At 72.0% G+C, this 16,845-nt stretch carries 14 protein-coding genes, 1 tRNA gene and 1 pseudogene; 9 read left to right on the top strand and 7 right to left on the bottom strand.

The annotated features are described in order from the left end of the window. Window positions 1-5: 5 nt before the first annotated feature. Window positions 6-1,181, bottom strand: coding sequence for a phytanoyl-CoA dioxygenase family protein (locus tag OHT77_RS06870; protein WP_328827121.1), 1,176 nt, complete (start codon window positions 1,179-1,181; stop codon window positions 6-8). Between the two features lie 107 nt (window positions 1,182-1,288). On the opposite strand from OHT77_RS06870, the gene OHT77_RS06865 reads away from it, so the two are divergent. Then, complete coding sequence (locus OHT77_RS06865) at window positions 1,289-2,320, top strand: LacI family DNA-binding transcriptional regulator (protein ID WP_328827119.1); 1,032 nt, start codon at window positions 1,289-1,291, stop codon at window positions 2,318-2,320. Between the two features lie 36 nt (window positions 2,321-2,356). Here OHT77_RS06865 and OHT77_RS06860 read toward each other — a convergent pair whose 3' ends face one another. Next, window positions 2,357-2,701, bottom strand: coding sequence for a cupin domain-containing protein (locus OHT77_RS06860; RefSeq protein WP_328827118.1), 345 nt, complete (start codon window positions 2,699-2,701; stop codon window positions 2,357-2,359). A gap of 122 nt (window positions 2,702-2,823) precedes the next feature. Here OHT77_RS06860 and OHT77_RS06855 point away from each other — a divergent pair, with 122 nt between their 5' ends. Continuing rightward, a complete protein-coding gene (locus OHT77_RS06855; RefSeq protein ID WP_328827116.1) occupies window positions 2,824-3,336 on the top strand; it encodes a hypothetical protein in 513 nt (170 codons plus the stop codon). 72 nt (window positions 3,337-3,408) lie between these two features. Here OHT77_RS06855 and OHT77_RS06850 read toward each other — a convergent pair whose 3' ends face one another. Beyond that, window positions 3,409-5,172, bottom strand: a complete 1,764-nt coding sequence (locus tag OHT77_RS06850) for a helix-turn-helix domain-containing protein (protein ID WP_328827115.1) — start codon at window positions 5,170-5,172, stop codon at window positions 3,409-3,411. Between the two features lie 200 nt (window positions 5,173-5,372). Between OHT77_RS06850 and OHT77_RS06845 the strand changes: the two genes are divergently transcribed. Genes OHT77_RS06845 through OHT77_RS06835 form a run of 3 tightly spaced genes read left to right on the top strand, consistent with a single transcriptional unit; the run spans window position 5,373 to window position 9,084 of the window. Then, window positions 5,373-7,118, top strand: a complete 1,746-nt coding sequence (locus OHT77_RS06845) for an FAD-dependent oxidoreductase (RefSeq protein WP_328827114.1) — start codon at window positions 5,373-5,375, stop codon at window positions 7,116-7,118. A 41-nt stretch (window positions 7,119-7,159) separates the two neighbouring features. Further along, entirely contained in the window at window positions 7,160-8,017 is an 858-nt protein-coding gene (locus OHT77_RS06840; RefSeq protein ID WP_328827113.1) for an intradiol ring-cleavage dioxygenase, read from the top strand. Beyond that, entirely contained in the window at window positions 8,014-9,084 is a 1,071-nt protein-coding gene (locus OHT77_RS06835; RefSeq protein WP_328827112.1) for a maleylacetate reductase, read from the top strand. Before OHT77_RS06840 ends, OHT77_RS06835 begins: the two co-directional genes overlap by 4 nt. A 56-nt stretch (window positions 9,085-9,140) precedes the next feature. Here the strand turns inward: OHT77_RS06835 and OHT77_RS06830 are convergent, their stop codons facing one another. After that, complete coding sequence (locus OHT77_RS06830; RefSeq protein WP_328827111.1) at window positions 9,141-9,719, bottom strand: TetR/AcrR family transcriptional regulator; 579 nt, start codon at window positions 9,717-9,719, stop codon at window positions 9,141-9,143. Between the two features lie 147 nt (window positions 9,720-9,866). Here OHT77_RS06830 and OHT77_RS06825 point away from each other — a divergent pair, with 147 nt between their 5' ends. The 4 genes from OHT77_RS06825 (at window position 9,867) to OHT77_RS06810 (ending at window position 13,247) form a co-directional block, all read left to right on the top strand. Beyond that, complete coding sequence (locus OHT77_RS06825) at window positions 9,867-11,327, top strand: MFS transporter (RefSeq protein WP_328827110.1); 1,461 nt, start codon at window positions 9,867-9,869, stop codon at window positions 11,325-11,327. 26 nt (window positions 11,328-11,353) lie between these two features. After that, window positions 11,354-12,112, top strand: coding sequence for an NUDIX hydrolase (locus OHT77_RS06820; RefSeq protein WP_328827108.1), 759 nt, complete (start codon window positions 11,354-11,356; stop codon window positions 12,110-12,112). An 86-nt stretch (window positions 12,113-12,198) separates the two neighbouring features. Next, a complete protein-coding gene (locus OHT77_RS06815; RefSeq protein ID WP_328827107.1) occupies window positions 12,199-13,113 on the top strand; it encodes a YceI family protein in 915 nt (304 codons plus the stop codon). A gap of 60 nt (window positions 13,114-13,173) precedes the next feature. Continuing rightward, a tRNA-Pro gene (locus tag OHT77_RS06810) sits at window positions 13,174-13,247 on the top strand. Window positions 13,248-13,324: 77 nt separating this feature from the next. On the opposite strand, the pseudogene OHT77_RS06805 reads toward OHT77_RS06810, so the two are convergent. From OHT77_RS06805 to OHT77_RS06795, 3 genes and pseudogenes are all read right to left on the bottom strand, one after another. After that, a pseudogene (locus OHT77_RS06805) lies at window positions 13,325-13,807 on the bottom strand (carbohydrate binding domain-containing protein); the annotation flags it as partial. Between the two features lie 420 nt (window positions 13,808-14,227). Beyond that, window positions 14,228-15,136, bottom strand: a complete 909-nt coding sequence (locus tag OHT77_RS06800; protein WP_328827106.1) for an ROK family protein — start codon at window positions 15,134-15,136, stop codon at window positions 14,228-14,230. Beyond that, window positions 15,133-16,830 carry a class I mannose-6-phosphate isomerase gene (locus tag OHT77_RS06795; protein WP_328827105.1) on the bottom strand — a complete coding sequence of 566 codons (1,698 nt, stop codon included), beginning with the start codon at window positions 16,828-16,830 and terminating at the stop codon, window positions 15,133-15,135. The genes OHT77_RS06800 and OHT77_RS06795 overlap by 4 nt, the downstream gene beginning before the upstream one ends. Window positions 16,831-16,845 lie beyond the last annotated feature (15 nt).

Genomic DNA, 16,845 nt, shown 5'->3' with positions numbered 1-16,845 from the left:
CGCGCTCAGCTCTCGCGCCGCTCGGCACCGGCCCGCAGCTCCCCGCGGAGCGCCTGCGGGTCCCACCCCTCGCGCACCGCGCGGCGCACGAGGTCGGCCTGCGACGGCGGGGCGAGACCCTCGACCGGCGGGTCGTTGTCGAGGTTGGTCGGGAACGGATAGCCCTCGGCGCTCGCCGCGACGACCGTGTCGAGCCACTCCTCGCCCACGCCCTCGGCCTTGCGCTTCAGCAGCACCGGGAAGACCGCGTTGGTGACGGCCTCCCGGTCCACCGTCTCCATGGCCCGCCCGAACGCGGAGGACACCTGGAGCAGGTTGGCCATGCGCCGTACGTCCGCCGTGCGGTTGGTGCCGGCCGCGTGGAAGAGCGCGGGGTTGAAGAACGCCGCATCGCCCTTGGCGAGCGGGAGTTGGATGTAGTTGGCTTCGAAGTAGGCCTGGAACTCGGGGAGTCGCCACGCGAGATAGCCCGGCTCGAACTTCTGGGAGTGCGGCAGATACATCGTCGGCCCCGACTCCACCGGCATGTCGCAGTGCGCGACCGCCCCTTGGAGCGTGAGCACCGGCGAGAGGCGGTGCACGTGCGCCGGGTAGTTCGCCGCGGCCTTGTTCGTCAGGAACCCGAGGTGGTAGTCGCGGTGCACGGTCTGCGCGGCGCCGCCCGGGTGGACCACGTTGATCTGCGAGGTGACCTGGTAGCCGGGGCCGAGCCAGGCGCCGGAGACCAGGGCCAGGATGTCGTTCGCGTAGTAGTCGGCGAACGCCTCCGGGTCGTAGAGCGCGGCCTTCTCCAGCGCGTTCCACACCCGGTCGTTGGCGCCCGGCTTCGCGAAGTGGTCCCCGGCGCCCGCGCCCGACGCGCGCTGCTCGGCGATCAAAGCCTCGAACACCTCGGTGGCACGGTCCACGACCGACGGATCAGGGAAGGCACCCCGGAGGACCACGATGCCGGGCCCCTCGGCGAACGCCCGCACCAGCTCGGCCTGCACCTCACGGCGCTCCCCGGCCGCCACGGACTTGCGGAGCCGGTCGCTGTCGTAGACGAGGACGTTCCGCTCGACCGACGACGCGTACGGGAAGTCGCCCAGGTCGGTGGGCTGCTCGACGAGGGCGCGGAAGGCGTCGAGGTCGCAGTCCTGCTCGGCGAGCCAGGCGCGGGTTTCTGCTGATGTGAAGGACATCGTCGTCCCCTCGGGTCACGGAGCGGTGCGGTCCTGTCATTCTTGTCAGTACAAACCCATCGAACAACCAGCAGCCAGCCATCAAAAACCCCTCAAGGAGACGACCGGTGGGCCACCCCTTCCCGATCCGTGAAATCGCACGTCAGGCGGGTCTCAGCGAGGCCACCGTGGACCGGGTGCTGAACGGCAGGGGCGGTGTGCGGGAGAGCACCGAGCGTGAGGTGCGCCAGGCCATCGCCGATCTCGACCGGCAGCGCACCCAGGTCAGGCTCGTCGGCCGTACGTTCATGATCGACATCGTGATGCAGACGCCGGAGCGGTTCTCCACCGCCGTCCGGGCCGCGCTGGAGGCCGAGCTGCCCGACCTGCACCCGGCCGTCGTCCGCTCCCGCTTCCACTTCCGCGAGACCGCGCCGGTGAAGGAACTGGTCGCCACCCTGGACCGGATCGCCCGGCGCGGCACCCAGGGCGTCATCCTCAAGGCGCCCGACGTCCCCGAGATCACCGCGGCCGTCGGCCGGCTCGTCGCCGCGGGCATCCCCGTCGTCACCCTGGTCACCGACCTGCCCGCGAGCGCCCGCCTGGCCTACGTCGGGATCGACAACCGGGCCGCGGGCGCCACGGCCGCCTACCTCATGGGCCAGTGGCTCGGCGACCGCCCAGGCAACGTCCTCACCAGCCTGAGCAGCGGTTTCTTCCGCAACGAGGAAGAGCGCGAGATGGGCTTCCGCAGCACCATGCGCGCCCGCTACCCGGAACGGTCCCTCGTCGAGATCACCGAGGGCCACGGCCTGGACGTCACCCAGTACGAACTGGTCCGGGCCGCACTCCGGAACGACCCGGACATCCGCGCGGTCTACTCCATCGGCGGCGGCAACAACGCGACCCTGCGCGCCTTCGCCGACCTGGGCCGCGAGTGCGCCGTGTTCGTCGCGCACGACCTCGACCACGACAACACCCGGCTGCTGCACGAGCACCGGCTGTCCGCCGTCCTCCACCACGACCTGCGCCAGGACGTCCGCGAGGCCTGCCGCATCGTGATGCGCGCCCAGGACGCCCTGCCGCCCGCGGGCCCGACCCCGCCGTCCGCGATCCAGGTCGTCACGCCCTACAACATGCCTGCCCCCGCGCCGCGTTGAGCAGTCGGTTCCCGGGGCGGACCGGACAGTCCCTGCTCACAGATTGATCGCGTACGCCTTGCGCAGCGTCTCGTGCACGGTCCACGTCGTACGGTCGCCCTCGCGCAGCACCGCCATGTCCCCGGGGCCGACCGTCAGCGTCGGGCCGCCCTCGACCTCGATGGTGGCCGACCCGCTGACCACGACGAACAGCTCGTCCGCCTCGGTGTCGGTGACCACCCCCGGGGTGATCTGCCAGATCCCGCGGACCTGCTTGCCGTCCGCGGACTCCCACACGACCTTCCCGGTGACCTCGGGCGTACCGGAGACGATCTGCACCGGGTCGAGGGGCTCGGGTTCGAGCTCGGCGTCGGGGATGTGGACTACGAAACTGTGCGTCATGCCGCGACCCTAGCCGGGCCGGACCGGCCGAGGCGTGGACACTGTGTGGGGTATCCGCCCAGGTGGGGGGACACATCGTCGCGGAGTGGCGGCCCGGGCGGGGCCGGGTGATCGTGGAGGGCATGGCGCAGACCACGGCGACCGTCCCCGAGCCGCACCCGCACGCAACCCGGGAGAACATCCTCTTCGGCGGCGTCTACGGCTCCGTCCTGGCCTGCTCGATGGTCGCCGCGCTCACCCAGTACGGCCACACCGACCGGGGCAGCCGCCGCTACGACGCCCTGTGGCTGCTGGTGACCGCCGCCGCCTCGGCACTCGCCCACGGGTACGCGCACTACATCGCCGAGCGCGCCCCGCACCGCCGCTGGGACGCCCTGCGCACCCTGCGCGACGAGTGGCCCCTCGTCGCCGCCGCGCTGCCCACCGTCTTCCTGCTCGCCGGGGCGGGCTGGGGCTGGTGGCCCGCGAACGGCGTCGAGTACGCGGCGTTCGTCCTCAACATCGCGCTGCTGTTCTGCCTGGGCCTTGTCACCGCCCGCTGGTCGGCTCGGAGTTGGGTGGCGGCCGTGGTCATCGGCGCGGTGGACGCGCTGCTGGGTGTGGTGGTCGTGGTGGCCAACGCCCTGATCAAATAAGCGCGTCGGGCCCGCGCGCGAACCCGCTCGGCCTGCTCAAGTGCCGCTCAGGGTGGTGGATCGGCACCCCGCCTACGGGACGTCCCGGTACCCGCGCAGCTTGCGGTACAGCGTCGCCCTGCCGATCCCGAGCGACACCGCCGCCCGCGCCTTGTTGCCGCCGTGCCGACGCAACGCGGCCAGGATCGCGGTGCGTTCGGCGTGTTCCATCGGGCTGAGCCGCCGCGCGGCAGGCCCCTCCCGGACGGGATCGGGCAGCTCGGCCCGCCGCACCGGGCCGGTGACTCGCCGGTGTTCCGCCAACGTCCTGACGACATGTGCGAGTTCGGTGACGTTCCCGGGCCACGGGTGCTCCTCCAGGGCCCGCAACGCGTCCAGCGTCCACGTGAGCGGCGGCTGCCCCGGCGCCGGGCGGGGCGCGAGGACCGGCAGCAACTCCCGTACGTCCTCGGCCCGTTCGCGCAACGCGGGCAGGGTCACCGACCGGGCCGCGAGGGTGTCCAGGAGGCGCTGGAAGCACGGGCCCGGGGGAGTGCCGGGCGTGTAGGTGACCAGCAGATACACGTCGGGGTGTTCGTCGAGCAGGGAGTTGAGCGCGGCGACGTCAGGCTGGGCGAGCCGCTCCGCGTGCCGCAGGAGCAGCGGGCGGCCGTCGGCCAACTCGCTGTACTTCACGCCGAGTTCCGGCGACTCGGCGGCGTCCGCGACCAACGGCACCATTCCGCCGAGCAGTTCACGGGCCAGCGCGGTCTTGCCGCTGCCGCGCTCACCGGTCAGCAGCAGCGGCTCATGGACCCGGGCCAGTTCGACGGCCCGGGCGACCGCATGCCGCCAGGGCACCGAGCCACCGGCGAGCGCAAGCGCCGGGCGCGGTGCCGGTCGCGGCACCTCGGCGACCCGCGCTTCCAGTACGGCGACGATCCCGAGGACGCGGCCGTCATGCCGTACCGGAGTGATCTCGGCGGTGCATCCGGCGTCGGCGGGGAGCGTGACGACGTAGCACTGCTCCGCCGGCGGACGGGTGCCGGGCACCTGGGACTGCCGTGAGTCCTGAGACGCCCGTGCCCCCGCACCGCGCTCACTCGCGCAGGCCCGTTCCAAGGCGGTCAGCACCTGGGGCGTCGCAAGCCGGACCGCCGCCTGGCTGATGAGGCGGTTGCGGCCGTCGAGGGCGACGATCGCGCGGTCCGGGCCATGGGCGGCGCGGGTGTACGCGTCGAGCAGGACCCGTTCGGCGGTACGGGAGCGGGCGAGGAGTTCCGCCTCGACGGCGCAGGCCGCGGCCTCGGCGAGGGCGGCGCCCGGATGGGGGCCGCAGCCCGCGCACAGGGCGGACGCGACGGTCACCGTCCCCAGTGCCTGCCCGGAATCCGGGGCGAGGAGCGGCACGCTGACCGCGGACACGTCCTGCCACACGTCGAGGAAGTGCTCGGGGCCGTGCACCTCGGCCCGGCGGCGGGTGCGCAGGGCGAGGGCCGCGCTGTTGTGGCCGACCTCCCGCTCGGAGAGGTCCCGGCACCGGTCGTCACCCGGCACCTCGCCCGTGGTCCACAGCACCCGCAGCCGCTCGTCGGTGAGGAGCAGCGCCGAGTGTCCGAGGGCCGGCGCGATGCGGTCGAGGACGGGCCGCGCGGCCTCCAACAGGGTGGAATCGGCGGGGAGTTCGGGCTCGTGGACCGGTCCGTCGAGGTCGTGCCGCACGCCGTAGAAGCGGGCCCGGCGCCAGGCCGCGAGGACCTCGTCCGGGACGTCGTCGGGCAGCGGGCGGCCGGTCAGGAAGCGCTCGCGCGCCTGGCGGAGCGGGGTGAGGGCGGGGGAGTGATCCAGGGTGGTCATGACGCCTCTCACCGTATCGGGCCCGTGCCGGCCGCCGCCGGGGGGCTGAGACTGTCTCGTAATGAGACACCCGGGCAGGTCCGGCCCGCATCATGATCGTGAAGAGTCGGTGCCCTTCTCACCCGTGGTCCCGCCTGAGCCTCACCGCCGTTCCGCCTCACCCCTGCCTCACCTCCGTCGCACCCCTGGAGCGTCCCGCCGTGCACGTTGTCGAGACCGACGTACTGATCGTGGGCAGCGGCCCGGCCGGGGCCGCCGCCGCGCTGGCGCTGAGCACCTACGGCGTGCCGCACATCGTCGTCACGCGCTACTCGCGCCTCACCAGGACGCCCCGCGCGCACATCACCAACCAGCGCACGATGGAGATCCTGCGCGACCTCGGGGTCGAGGACGAGGTGCTGGCCAAGGCGACACCGCAGCACCTGATGGGCAACACCACGTTCTGCACCAGCCTCGCGGGCGAGGAACTGGGCCGCATCCGCTCCTGGGGCAACGAGCCGCTCGTGCAGGCCGCCCACGACCTGGCCAGCCCGACCCGCATGTGCGACATGCCGCAGCACCTCATGGAACCGGTACTGATCGACGCGGCCCTCGCGCGCGGCTCCAACGTCCGCTTCAGCACGGTCTACAAGTCCTTCGAGCAGGACGACGACGGCGTCACGGTCACCGTCGAGGACCGGCTGCGCGGCGACGAGTACCGGATCCGCGCCAAGTACCTCATCGGCGCCGACGGCGGCCGCTCCCAGGTCGCCGAGGACGCCGGACTGCCGATGGGCGGCCAGATGGGCGTCGCGGGCAGCATCAACATCGTCTTCGACGCGGACCTGTCGAAGTACACCGCGCACCGGCCCTCCACCCTCTACTGGGTACTCGCTCCCGGCGCCACCGTCGGCGGCATCGGCGCGGGCCTGGTGCGCTGCGTGAAGCCGTGGAACGAGTGGCTGATCGTGTGGGGTTACGACGTGACGGCCGGCGCCCCCGACCTCACCGAGGAGTACGCGCTGTCCGTCGTACGGCAGTTGGTCGGTGACGACGACATCCCGGTGACCATCAGGTCGTCCTCGGCGTGGACGGTCAACGAGATGTACGCCGAGACCTACGCCAACGGACGCGTCCTGTGCGCCGGTGACGCCGTGCACCGCCACCCGCCGTCGAACGGACTCGGCTCCAACACGTCGATCCAGGACGCCTACAACCTGGCGTGGAAACTGAAACTGGTCCTCGACGGCACCGCCACCCCGAAACTCCTCGACTCCTACGACGCCGAACGCGCCCCCGTCGGCAGGCAGATCGTCACCCGCGCCAACAAGTCCATCGGCGAGACCGCCCCGATCTTCGCGGCGCTGGACGGCCTCTCCCCGCAGACGCCCGAGCAGTTGTGGGCCAACATCGAGGCCCGCAAGGACGCCACCGAGGCCGCCGCCGAGCAGCGGGCCGCGCTGCGCGACGCGATCGCCTTCAAGGTGTACGAGTTCAACGCGCACGGCGTCGACCTCAACCAGCGCTATTCCGCGGAGAGTTCGACCGCGGTCGTCCCGGACGGCACGCCCGACCCCGGCTTCGAACGCGACCGCGAGCTGTTCCACCAGCCCAGCTCCCGCCCCGGCGCGAAACTCCCGCACGCCTGGATCACCTCCGGCACCCGCACCCTCTCGACCCTCGACACGGTCGGCAAGGGCCGCTTCACCCTGCTCACCGGCATCGGCGGCGAGGCCTGGCTGCGCGCGGCCGAGGCGCAGTCCCTGGACATCGCCACGGTCGTGATCGGCCCCGGCCAGGAGTACGACGACCCGTACGGCGACTGGGCCCGGCTGAGGGAGGTGTCCGAGGCGGGCGCCCTCCTCGTACGCCCGGACGGTTACGTCGCGTTCCGCCACGCCGACGCGGCCGAGAACGCCGAACAGTTGCTCACGGACGCGTTGCGACGCATCCTCGGGCACGGCTGACATTTCGCACAGGGGCAGTTCGCACCGGGTAGGGAGCCGCAATGACCACTGACGTCACCGTCACGGACGAGGCCGTCGCCAGTCTGGAGGGGACCGCCGACCCCCGCCTGAAGGAACTGCTGACCGGCCTGATCCGGCACCTCCACGCGTTCGCGCGGGAGACCCGCCTCACCCAGGCGGAGTGGGAGCGGGCGATCGGCTTCCTGACGGAGACCGGGCAGACCTGCACGGACACCCGGCAGGAGTTCATCCTCCTGTCGGACGTGCTCGGCCTGTCCATGCTCGTGGAGACCATCAACGGCGACCACGCCGCCGGCTCCACCGAGTCCACGGTCCTCGGTCCCTTCCACATGACCGAGTCGCCGGTGCGCCGGCTCGGCGAGAACATCGACCTGGTGGGCGGCGGCGAGCCCTGCGTGGTCAGCGGCCGGATCGTCTCCGACGACGGCACCCCGCTTTCCGGCGCGGTCCTCGACGTGTGGCAGGCCGACGGCAACGGCTTCTACGACGTGCAGCAACCGGACGTCCAACCCCCGGGCAACGGAAGGGGGTTGTTCACCGCGGACGCCGAGGGCCGCTTCTGGTTCCGCACCTGCGTCCCGAGCCCGTACCCCATCCCCACGGACGGCCCGGTCGGCGAACTCCTCAAGGCCACCGCCCGCCACCCCTACCGCCCCGCCCACATCCACTTCATCGCCACGGCCGAGGGCCACACCCCGGTCACCACCCACATCTTCGTGGCGGGCAGCGACTACCTGGACTCCGACGCCGTCTTCGCCGTCAAACAGAGCCTCGTAGAGGACTTCACCCCGACCGACGACCCGTCCCTGGCACGGGAGTTCGGCATCGAGAACCCCTTCCGCCACGCCCGCTTCGACCTCGTCCTGGACCGCGCGTGAAGAACTTCCTGGACTTCTCCTACGACGCCCAGCCCATGCGGGTCGTGTTCCGCCCCGGAGCCGCGCTCACCGCGACCGCCGGAGAGGCCGAACGGCTCGGCCTGCGGCGGGTGTTGGTGCTCTCGGGCGCCCGGGGTGCCGACACCGCGCGGGCGGTCGCCGACTCGCTGGGCGAGGTGTGCGCCGGGGTGCACACGGAGGCGAAGATGCACGTCCCGGCCGAAGTGGCGGAGCGTGCGGTGGAGTTGGTGCGCACGCTCGGCGCCGACGGCTGCGTCGCGGTCGGCGGCGGCTCGGCGGTCGGCCTCGGCAAGGCGATCGCCCTGCGCACCGGCCTCCCGCTGATCGCGGTGCCCTCCACCTACGCCGGTTCCGAGATGACCCCGGTCTGGGGCCTCACCGAGAACGGCGCCAAACGCACCGGCCGCGACCCCGCCGTCCTGCCCCGCAGCGTCGTCTACGACCCCGAACTCACCCTGGAACTCCCCGTCCCGCTCACGGTGACCAGCGGGATCAACGCCATCGCGCACTCCGTGGAAGCCCTCTACGCCCCGGACACCTCGCCGCTCATCGCGCTGATGGCGGAGGAGGGTGTACGGGCGATCGCGGGCGCGCTGCCCCAACTGGCCACGGAACCAACGTCGTTGGAGGCCAGGAGTCGCGCCCTGTACGGGGCGTGGCTGTGCGGTTCGTGTCTCGGCGGCACGACGATGGGCCTGCACCACAAGCTCTGTCACGTCCTCGGCGGCACCTTCGGGCTGCCGCACGCGGAGACGCACACGGTGGTGCTGCCGTACGCGCTGGCCTACAACGCGCCCGCCGCACCGGAAGCCGCTGCCGCCGTGGCCCGCGCGCTGGACGCCGGGGACGCGCCGCGCGCCCTGTGGGACCTGGCGCGGCGGCTCGACGCACCCCGCTCGCTCGCCGAACTCGGCCTGAAAGAGGGCGACTTGGCGACGGCGGCGGCACAGGCGGTGAGCCAGGAGTACGCCAACCCGCGGCCCGTCACCGAGGACGGGGTGCTCGCGCTGCTGCGCGCGGCGTACGAGGGAACGCCCCCCGCGTAACCGGCCGTTCGGTGGTCCGCGCGCTCAATGGATCGCGCGCTCAATGGATCGCGCGGTCAGTGGTTCGCGCGGACGCCGTCCAGTGCGATCGCCAGCACGCGGTCGCGCTGGGCGTCGTCCACGAACGTCGTGCCGGTGATCCCGGCTGCCATGCGCAGCAGGTCGTTGAAGTCCATGTCCGTGCGGGCCACGCCCGCCTTCTGCGCGCGCTCGAACAGCGGGCCGCCCGCGGAGAACATCGACTCACGGCAGGTCTCGAAGATCTCCGAGTCGTTCTCCAGCGCCTGCCGCACCGCCTGCTTCGTCGTCACGTAGCTCGCGAAACGGTTGAGCCACGAGGTCAGCGCCTCCCACGGCTCCCGGTCGGCGACGTCCAGGGCGAACTGGCACAGCGCGTTCACCTCGCTCGCGTAGACGCTCTCGAAGAGGGCCCGGCGGGTCGGGAAGTTGCGGTACAGGGTGCCGATGCCGACGCCCGCGCGCCGCGCGATGTCCTCCAGTGAGGCCTCAGAGCCGTGTTCCGCGAAGGCCTCGCGGGCGGCCGTCAGCAGGGCGTCGTAGTTCCGGGCGGCGTCCTTGCGGTGCGGTCTCTGGGCCGCCACGATCTCGCTGACGGGGAACGGTGGGGCCGTCACGGGTGCCTCCCAGGGGTGGGCTCGGTTGAACCGGAGGTATGCCTCCGCTATGGTGGAGGGGTACCTCCACTTTAGCAGTGTGGGCGCGTTCCGCCGTATGACCGTGCGCGGGCGCACCCCCGTTCGCTTGTTCCGGAGAGGCTCTCGATGCCCCGCAAGTCCTCCCGCCTCACCTTCGCGGTCCTCGCGACCGGTGCCGGCGTGTTCTCCATGCTGCAGTCGCTGATCGCGCCGGCCCTGCCGACCGTCCAGCACGCGCTGCACACCTCCCAGTCCACCGCGACCTGGGTGATGACGGCCTATCTGCTGTCCGCCTCGGTCTTCACCCCGATACTCGGCCGCGTCGGCGACCTCGTCGGCAAGAAGCGCACTCTCGTCGCCGTCCTGCTGGCCGTGCTCGCCGGCTGTCTGGTCGCCGCGCTCGCGCCCAACATCGGCGTCCTGATCATCGCCCGGGTCGTCCAGGGCATCGGCGGCGCGCTGTTCCCGCTGTCCTTCGGCATCATCCGCGACGAGTTCGACGCGTCCCGAGTCCCCGGCAGCATCAGCAACCTGTCCGCCGTGATCGCCGCGGGCGGTGGCGTCGGCATGGTGGCCGCGGGTCCCATCGTGACCGCGCTCGACTACCGCTGGCTGTTCTGGTTCCCCGTCGCCATCGTCGCCGTCACCACCCTCATCGCCGTGCGCTACGTCCCCGAGTCGCCCAGCCGGGCCGACGGACGCGTCAACTGGCTCGGCGCCGTGCTCCTTTCGGGCTGGCTGGTCGCCCTGCTGCTGCCGCTGAGCCAGGCCGGGACCTGGGGCTGGGGCTCCGTGCGGGTCGTCGGCCTGTTCTCGGCGGCCGTCGTCCTCTTCGCGGCCTGGCTGTTGTCCGAGGCCCGCTCCAGCAGCCCGCTCATCGACCTCAAGGTGATGCGCCTGCCCTCCGTGTGGACCACCAACACCGCAGCGCTGCTGTTCGGCGCGGGCATGTACGCGATCTGGTCCTTCCTGCCGGGCTTCGTCCAGACCCCGTCGTCCGCCGGGTACGGCTTCGGCGCCAGCGTCACCGCGTCCGGCCTGCTGATGCTCCCGATGCTGCTCGCGATGTTCGTCTCGGGCGTGCTCAGCGGCCGCCTGGAACCGGTCGTCGGCGCCAAGGCCCTGCTCACCACCGGTGCCGCCCTCGGCGCGGTCGCCTGCGCGATCCTCGCCCTCTGGCACGACCAGCAGTGGCAGATCGCCCTGGTGGCAGGCATCTTCGGCCTCGGCATCGGACTCGCCTTCGCCTCCATGGCCAACCTCATCGTCGGCAGCGTCCCGCCCGAGCAGACCGGCGCCGCGACCGGCATGAACGCCAACATCCGCACCATCGGCGGCTCGATCGGCGCCGCCGTGACCAGCGTCCTGGTCACCGGCCGCCTCCAGCCCTCGGGCCTGCCCTACGGCTCCGGGTACACCCACGGGTTCACGCTGCTGGCGGTGCTGCTCCTCGGCGCCGCGCTGGCCGCGCTCATGGTGCCGCGACGGTCCGGCCGTGGCGGAGGAAAGACCGTGGGCGGCTCCGGCTCGGCGCTCCTGAAGGCGGAGGAGGAGGCGTCGGTGATGGCTCCCGGTGCCCTGAACTGACCCGGCCGGTGTGCCAGCATGAACCGATGATCGAAGAGAGCGCGCGGGGCTCCCGCGCCGAACTCCTGGACGTCCACCGGCTCCGGTTCGTCGAGACCGCCGCTCCTCGGCTCACTCCCGAGGAGCGGTTCGCCATGAACCGCGTGTGGGACGCGAAGGTGCGGGCCAACCCGAGCTTCTTCGACGGACCTGTCCTGGTGTGCGCGGGCGCTCGGCAGGAGGGGCCGGACGAACTCACGGTCTCCTGGGTCAGGACGACGTACCGGCACTTCGCCCTGCGCCGTGTCCCGTTCTCGACCTCGTGGCTGCCCTCGTTCTTCGTCTCCGTCCTTCAACCGACCGACGAGGGAAGCCTGTTGGTCGGCCGGATGTCGTACTCCACGGCGGCGCCGGGACGTTGGCAGTTGCCGGGCGGCTCCCTCGAACCGCCCGAGGGCGACGCGCCCCTCGAGCTCGCGGCTCTGCACCGGCACGCGGCACGGGAGTTGATCGAGGAGACCGGCATCGACGCCCGGCCCGACGACCTCACCCTCTGGAACGTGGCCCGCGCCGGAAATGGCGGCATCGGCGTCCTGTTCCGCGCCCCGGCCCTCCCGGAGGCGCGGCTGCGCGAGCGGTTCGAGGCGATGGCGGCGGCGGAACGGGCCCAGGGACGCGAACCGGAACTGGACGACATCGTCCTGATCCACTCGGCGTCCCAACTCCCGCTCCTGGCGGGCCCGCACGCGGACTACCTGGAGCCGATCGTCAGCCGCTACGAGGCAACGGCGGCGGAACGGCCGTAACGGGTGTCTCATTACGAGACACCCGTCACGCGGCCCAAGCCTTCAAGATCGGCAGAGTACGACTGCTGTGAAGAAAGGTGATCACCATGGCCCTCGCACTGCTCAGGCGCTGGCGACCCCAAGGCGCCTCCGCCCCGGCGGCGGGCCTCTCGCTCCCCCTCCCGCCCGGCGCGGGCGGCCTCGGCCGGGAGATCGTCGACCCGGTGGGCGCGCCCATGGCCTCCGCCGACGTGACGGTGACGGCCCTGGACTCGCACCGCGTCGCCGCCTCCGGCACGACCGACCCCTACGGCTTCTTCCTCGCGGCCCTGCCGCCCGGCCGCTACAGCCTTCTCGTCTCCGCGCAGGGACTCCAGCCGCACCAGGAGACGGTCGAGATCGTCGCCGGGATCGCCGAACCCGCGGAACGCGTCTGGCTCCAGCCCGGCCGCGCCCAGGAACTCCCGCCGCCCGGCACCTGGCTCTTCGACCCGCCGCACACCGCGATCCGCTTCATCGCCAAGCATGTCGGCATGGCCCATGTGCACGGCCGGTTCGAGCGGTTCCAGGGCGGGATCCAGATCGCCGAGGACGTCGCCGACTCCCGGGTCCAGGTCCGCATCGACGCGTCCAGCATCACCACCGGCAACACCACGCGGGACAACCACCTGCGCTCCGGTGACTTCCTCGACGTGGAGCGCTACCCGTACATCGACTTCGCCAGCACGCGGTTCGCCTACCGCGGCGGCAGCAAGTGGACGCTCCAGGGCTCCCTGACGATGCACGGCGTGAGCCGCTCGGTGAACCTCGACACCACATACCTCGGCACGGTCAACGGGGGCTACGCCGAGGAACTCCGCTGCGCCGCCCTCGCCACGGCGGAACTCCACCGCGAGGACTACACGTTGAACTGGCGCAGCATGCTCGCCCGGGGCATCGCCGTCGTGGGCCCCACCGTCCAGCTGGAGTTGGACATCCAGGCGATGTACCGCACCCACGACACCCCGACGCCGCCGAAGTGACCCGCCGTATGCGGTAGGGTTTACCTGCGCGTTCACCCGGCCGACCGGGTGCGGCGCGAGCGGGACGTGGCGCAGCTTGGTAGCGCACTTGACTGGGGGTCAAGGGGTCGCAGGTTCAAATCCTGTCGTCCCGACTCTATGGAGTCGCAGGGTGAGGGGCGGTTCCGGAGGAATCCGGAACCGCCCCTCACCCCTTTCTGCGGGATCACTTGAGGGTGATGTCGTCCGCGTAGTAGCTGCCCTGGGCATACCAGCCGTGTACGTAGACGGTCGCGTCGGTCTGGGTCGGGCCTGTGGTGAAGGAGACGGTCAGCCGGGTGTAGGCGGTGGGGGAAGTGGCCCAGGTGGAGGTGGAACCGTCCACGCCCAGGTAGACGTTGGAGCCGCGGACCCAGCCGCTGAGTGAGTAGGTGGTGTCCGGCCGTACCGCGACGGTCTGGTCGCACTGCCCGGTGGCACTCGAACTCACCGTCCCCTGAAGGGCTTTGGCGCCCGCGTGGACGGGGGAGGCGACGAGGGAGCCCGGGTGGCCGGCGCAGTTCCACGGCGAGACGCTGCCCGACTCGAAGCCGGGGTTGGTCAGTTCGTCGGCTCCGCTCGTGGCCACCGACGACGGGGCGGCCGACACGCGCGCCGAAGGAGTCGCCGCTGTGGACGGTGCGCCCCGAGTGGCCTCGGTGGGGCCGGGGATCAGGAGGGAGCAGCCGAACCCGGCGACTGCCGCCACGGCGACCGCGATCACCAGGGCCGCGCGGCGCGGCGGACGGGCGTTGCCGTCGGATGCGGCGGGTGTCTCGGGCCTCCCGCCGGGGACGGGCGGGAGTTCCGCCGTCTCGGCGTCGCTCGGAGGGGGCGGGACGGGTACGGTCACGGCCGCGTGGGTCCGGTAGTTCTCGTCCTGGCGTATCTCGTCGAGCAACTGGGCCAGCGCGTCGGTGTTGCGCGGGCGCAGCACGCGGACCGGCTCCAGCGCGGTGCGATCGTCCGGTGCGCCGGACGCGGGCGGTGTCGGCATGGTGCTCTCCTCGCATCCCGTGGCAGAGACCGGAGCTGTCCCTGTGGAATGGATACGCAACACTCGCGCCGGAGGTTCAGCCGGTGCAGCGACCCCGAGTCATTCCCGGGGACCGGCCGGGGCCCCGGCTGAGGTCCGCGTCAACGTCGCGTGGGCCGCGCCCACCAGTGCCGCGTCTCCCGCGGAGCCGGCGGCTTTCAGCGTGCGGACGCGTGGGTCGTCCGGTGGCCAGCCGCCGGTCGCGAGACCGGCTGACAGTGCGGGGGCGACGAGGTCCCAGGAGCGGGTCATGGAGCCTCCGACGACCAGGGCTGTCGCGCCGAAGTCCGCCAGGCGCGGGGCCAGTTCGACGCCCAGTGCGGTGAAGACGTCGGCCAGTATCCGTCGGGCCCGCTCTTCGCCCGCTCTGGCCCGTCCGGCGATATCGTGGACATCGGCGGCGGGGTCGCCGTAGCGGGTGAGGATCGCGCGGCGGGAGACCGTGTCCTCCAGGGGGCGGCCGGCGATCTCGGTGAGGTCCATGCGGCCCTCGGGCGGTATGCCGGGACCGTGGTCGCGGATGCGGCCGTCGGCGAGGAACGCCGAGCCGACACCCGTGCCGAGCGTGATGCCGACGGCGCGGCGGTGCCCGCGAACGGTGCCGGTGGACCACTCGCCGGTGAGGAAGGCATGGGCGTCGTTGAGGAACACGACGTCGCCGGGGCGCTGCCGCAGTCCGTGCAGGAGTGCCGCTCGCACGTCCATCCCGTACAAGGCGTCGAACTTCCCCACGTCCTTGAAGAGGGCGACGCCCTTCGCGTAGTCGAACGGCCCGGGCACCGCCACGCCCCACCGTGCGCCGGGCGGCACCGGCAGTCCGTCGGCGCAGCGGCGGAGCGTCCCGAGGAAGGTCTCGGCATCGCCGTCCGCGTCGAGCGGCGTGCGCGTGCGGCCGGAGACCCGTCCGTCGAGCGGGTCGACGAGCGCCGCGGTGACATGGGTGCCGCCGATCTCCAGGACAGGGATCAACGGACCAGCGCCTTCACGACACGCACCGGGCCGCCACCGGCCGCCGCTCGCAGGGTGTACGCGCCGACCGACGCGGGCACGGTGAGCGTCTCCGCGTAGGCCAGTTCGTGGCGGTGTCCGGCGGCCGTGTGCACGGTGACGCCTTCGCCCTCCACCACGTTCAGGATGTGGAACCGGCCCTGTGTGTCGTCGGCCGCCTCGGCCCCGGCGTCCAGCACGAATCTCCTGACCTCGTAGAACATCTCGGCCAGCGCGCCGATGACCTCCTCCCGCCAGCCGGTGCCCTCGCGCAGGGTGCGTGGTTCCTGGACCAGGTCGCGGGCCACCGCCTTCCCGCGCCATCCGGTCTCCAGGTTGGCGAACCCGTGCTCGTAGGGGAGGGGCCGCGGGTTGCCGTCGGTGCCGGGACGCAGCCAGTCGTAGAACCTCAGGCTGTAGAGATAGGGGGTGGCGCTGATCTCCAGTACGAGGTTGCCCGCGCCGCTCGCGTGCGGGGTGCCCGCCGGGATCATGAACAACTGGCCCTGTTCGGCGGGGAAGGCGAGGACGTGGTCCTCGGGGTCCAGGGGGACTCCGTCGGTGACGGCCCGCTCCACCTCCTTGCGGAAGACGTCCACGTCGGCGTCCTCGCGCAGGCCGAGGAACACCTTGGTGTCGGTGCCGCCGCGGGTCAGGTAGTACGTCTCGTGCTGGGTGTAGTCCCAGCCGAAACGCTCGCGCATGTACGACTCCTTGGGGTGGCAGTGCACGGAGAGGCTGCCGCCGCCGACGGTGTCCAGGTAGTCGAAGCGGATCGGGAAGGACGTGCCGAAGCGGGCATACGCCTCCGCCCCCAGCACGCTCAACGGCTCCAGCACGCACAGGAGTTGGAACGGCACCTCGGCCTGAGCCTCAGGGCCGGTGCCGATGAGGACGCCGGCCTCGGGCGCGATCAGCTCGTAACCCAGCGCCGTGTTCGGGGAGTCGGGGTTGAAGCCGAGCTCGCGCTGCGCCCAATGACCGCCCCAGGGTGTGGAGTTGAAGTACGGGCGGGTGCGCACCGGTTGGTGGGCCAGTGCGGTGAACGTGGCGCGCAGGCACGCTCCGTCGATCCACGCGGGGTGGTCGGGGTGTTGCAGGTCGAGCCAGGCGTCGAGGCGGTGGGCGAGCGCGTCGCGGTGACGGTCGAGCATCGGCCAGTCGATGTAGAACAGGCGCCTGAAGTCGGGTTTGTCGTCCGGCAGTCCGAGGTTGGCGCCCACCTCGCCCGCGCCGACGGCGGCCTCCGCGTACCGCTTGGGGACATCGGCGTACCAGAGCAGGTCGTGCTCCACGAGGGCGGCGCCGGGGCCGAGGACGAGGAGCAGTCCGGCCTGGGGTGGCGTGGGTACCGGGAGGGTCTCGAAGAGGTCGTCGAGGGCGTTGTCGGCGAGCTTGCGGAAGTAGGGGTCGTCGGCGTCCGCGAGTCGTTCGGTACGGCTTCTGACGAGCGCCGGTTGTGCGTAGTGGCTACGGATGTCGAGCAGGGTGACGGGGATGCCGCGTTCGGTCAGCTCGTGGGTGAGGCGGTCGGCGAGGAGGGTCCAGTCGACGGACGGGGGGCCCTCGACGGCCAACACCGCCGGGCCGTCGGGGAGTTGGGAGGCGACCGCCTGCCATCCGGTGTGGAGGGCGGCCTGCGGGGCGGGGGCGTAGCGCGGATCGAGCCGGTACACGCGGTCTCCTCTGCG

The organism is Streptomyces sp. NBC_00252, from assembly GCF_036187565.1.
Taxonomy (GTDB): Bacteria; Actinomycetota; Actinomycetes; order Streptomycetales; family Streptomycetaceae; genus Streptomyces.
Note: the sequence above shows the minus strand (reverse complement) of the source record. Positions and strands in the feature narration are given on the sequence as shown.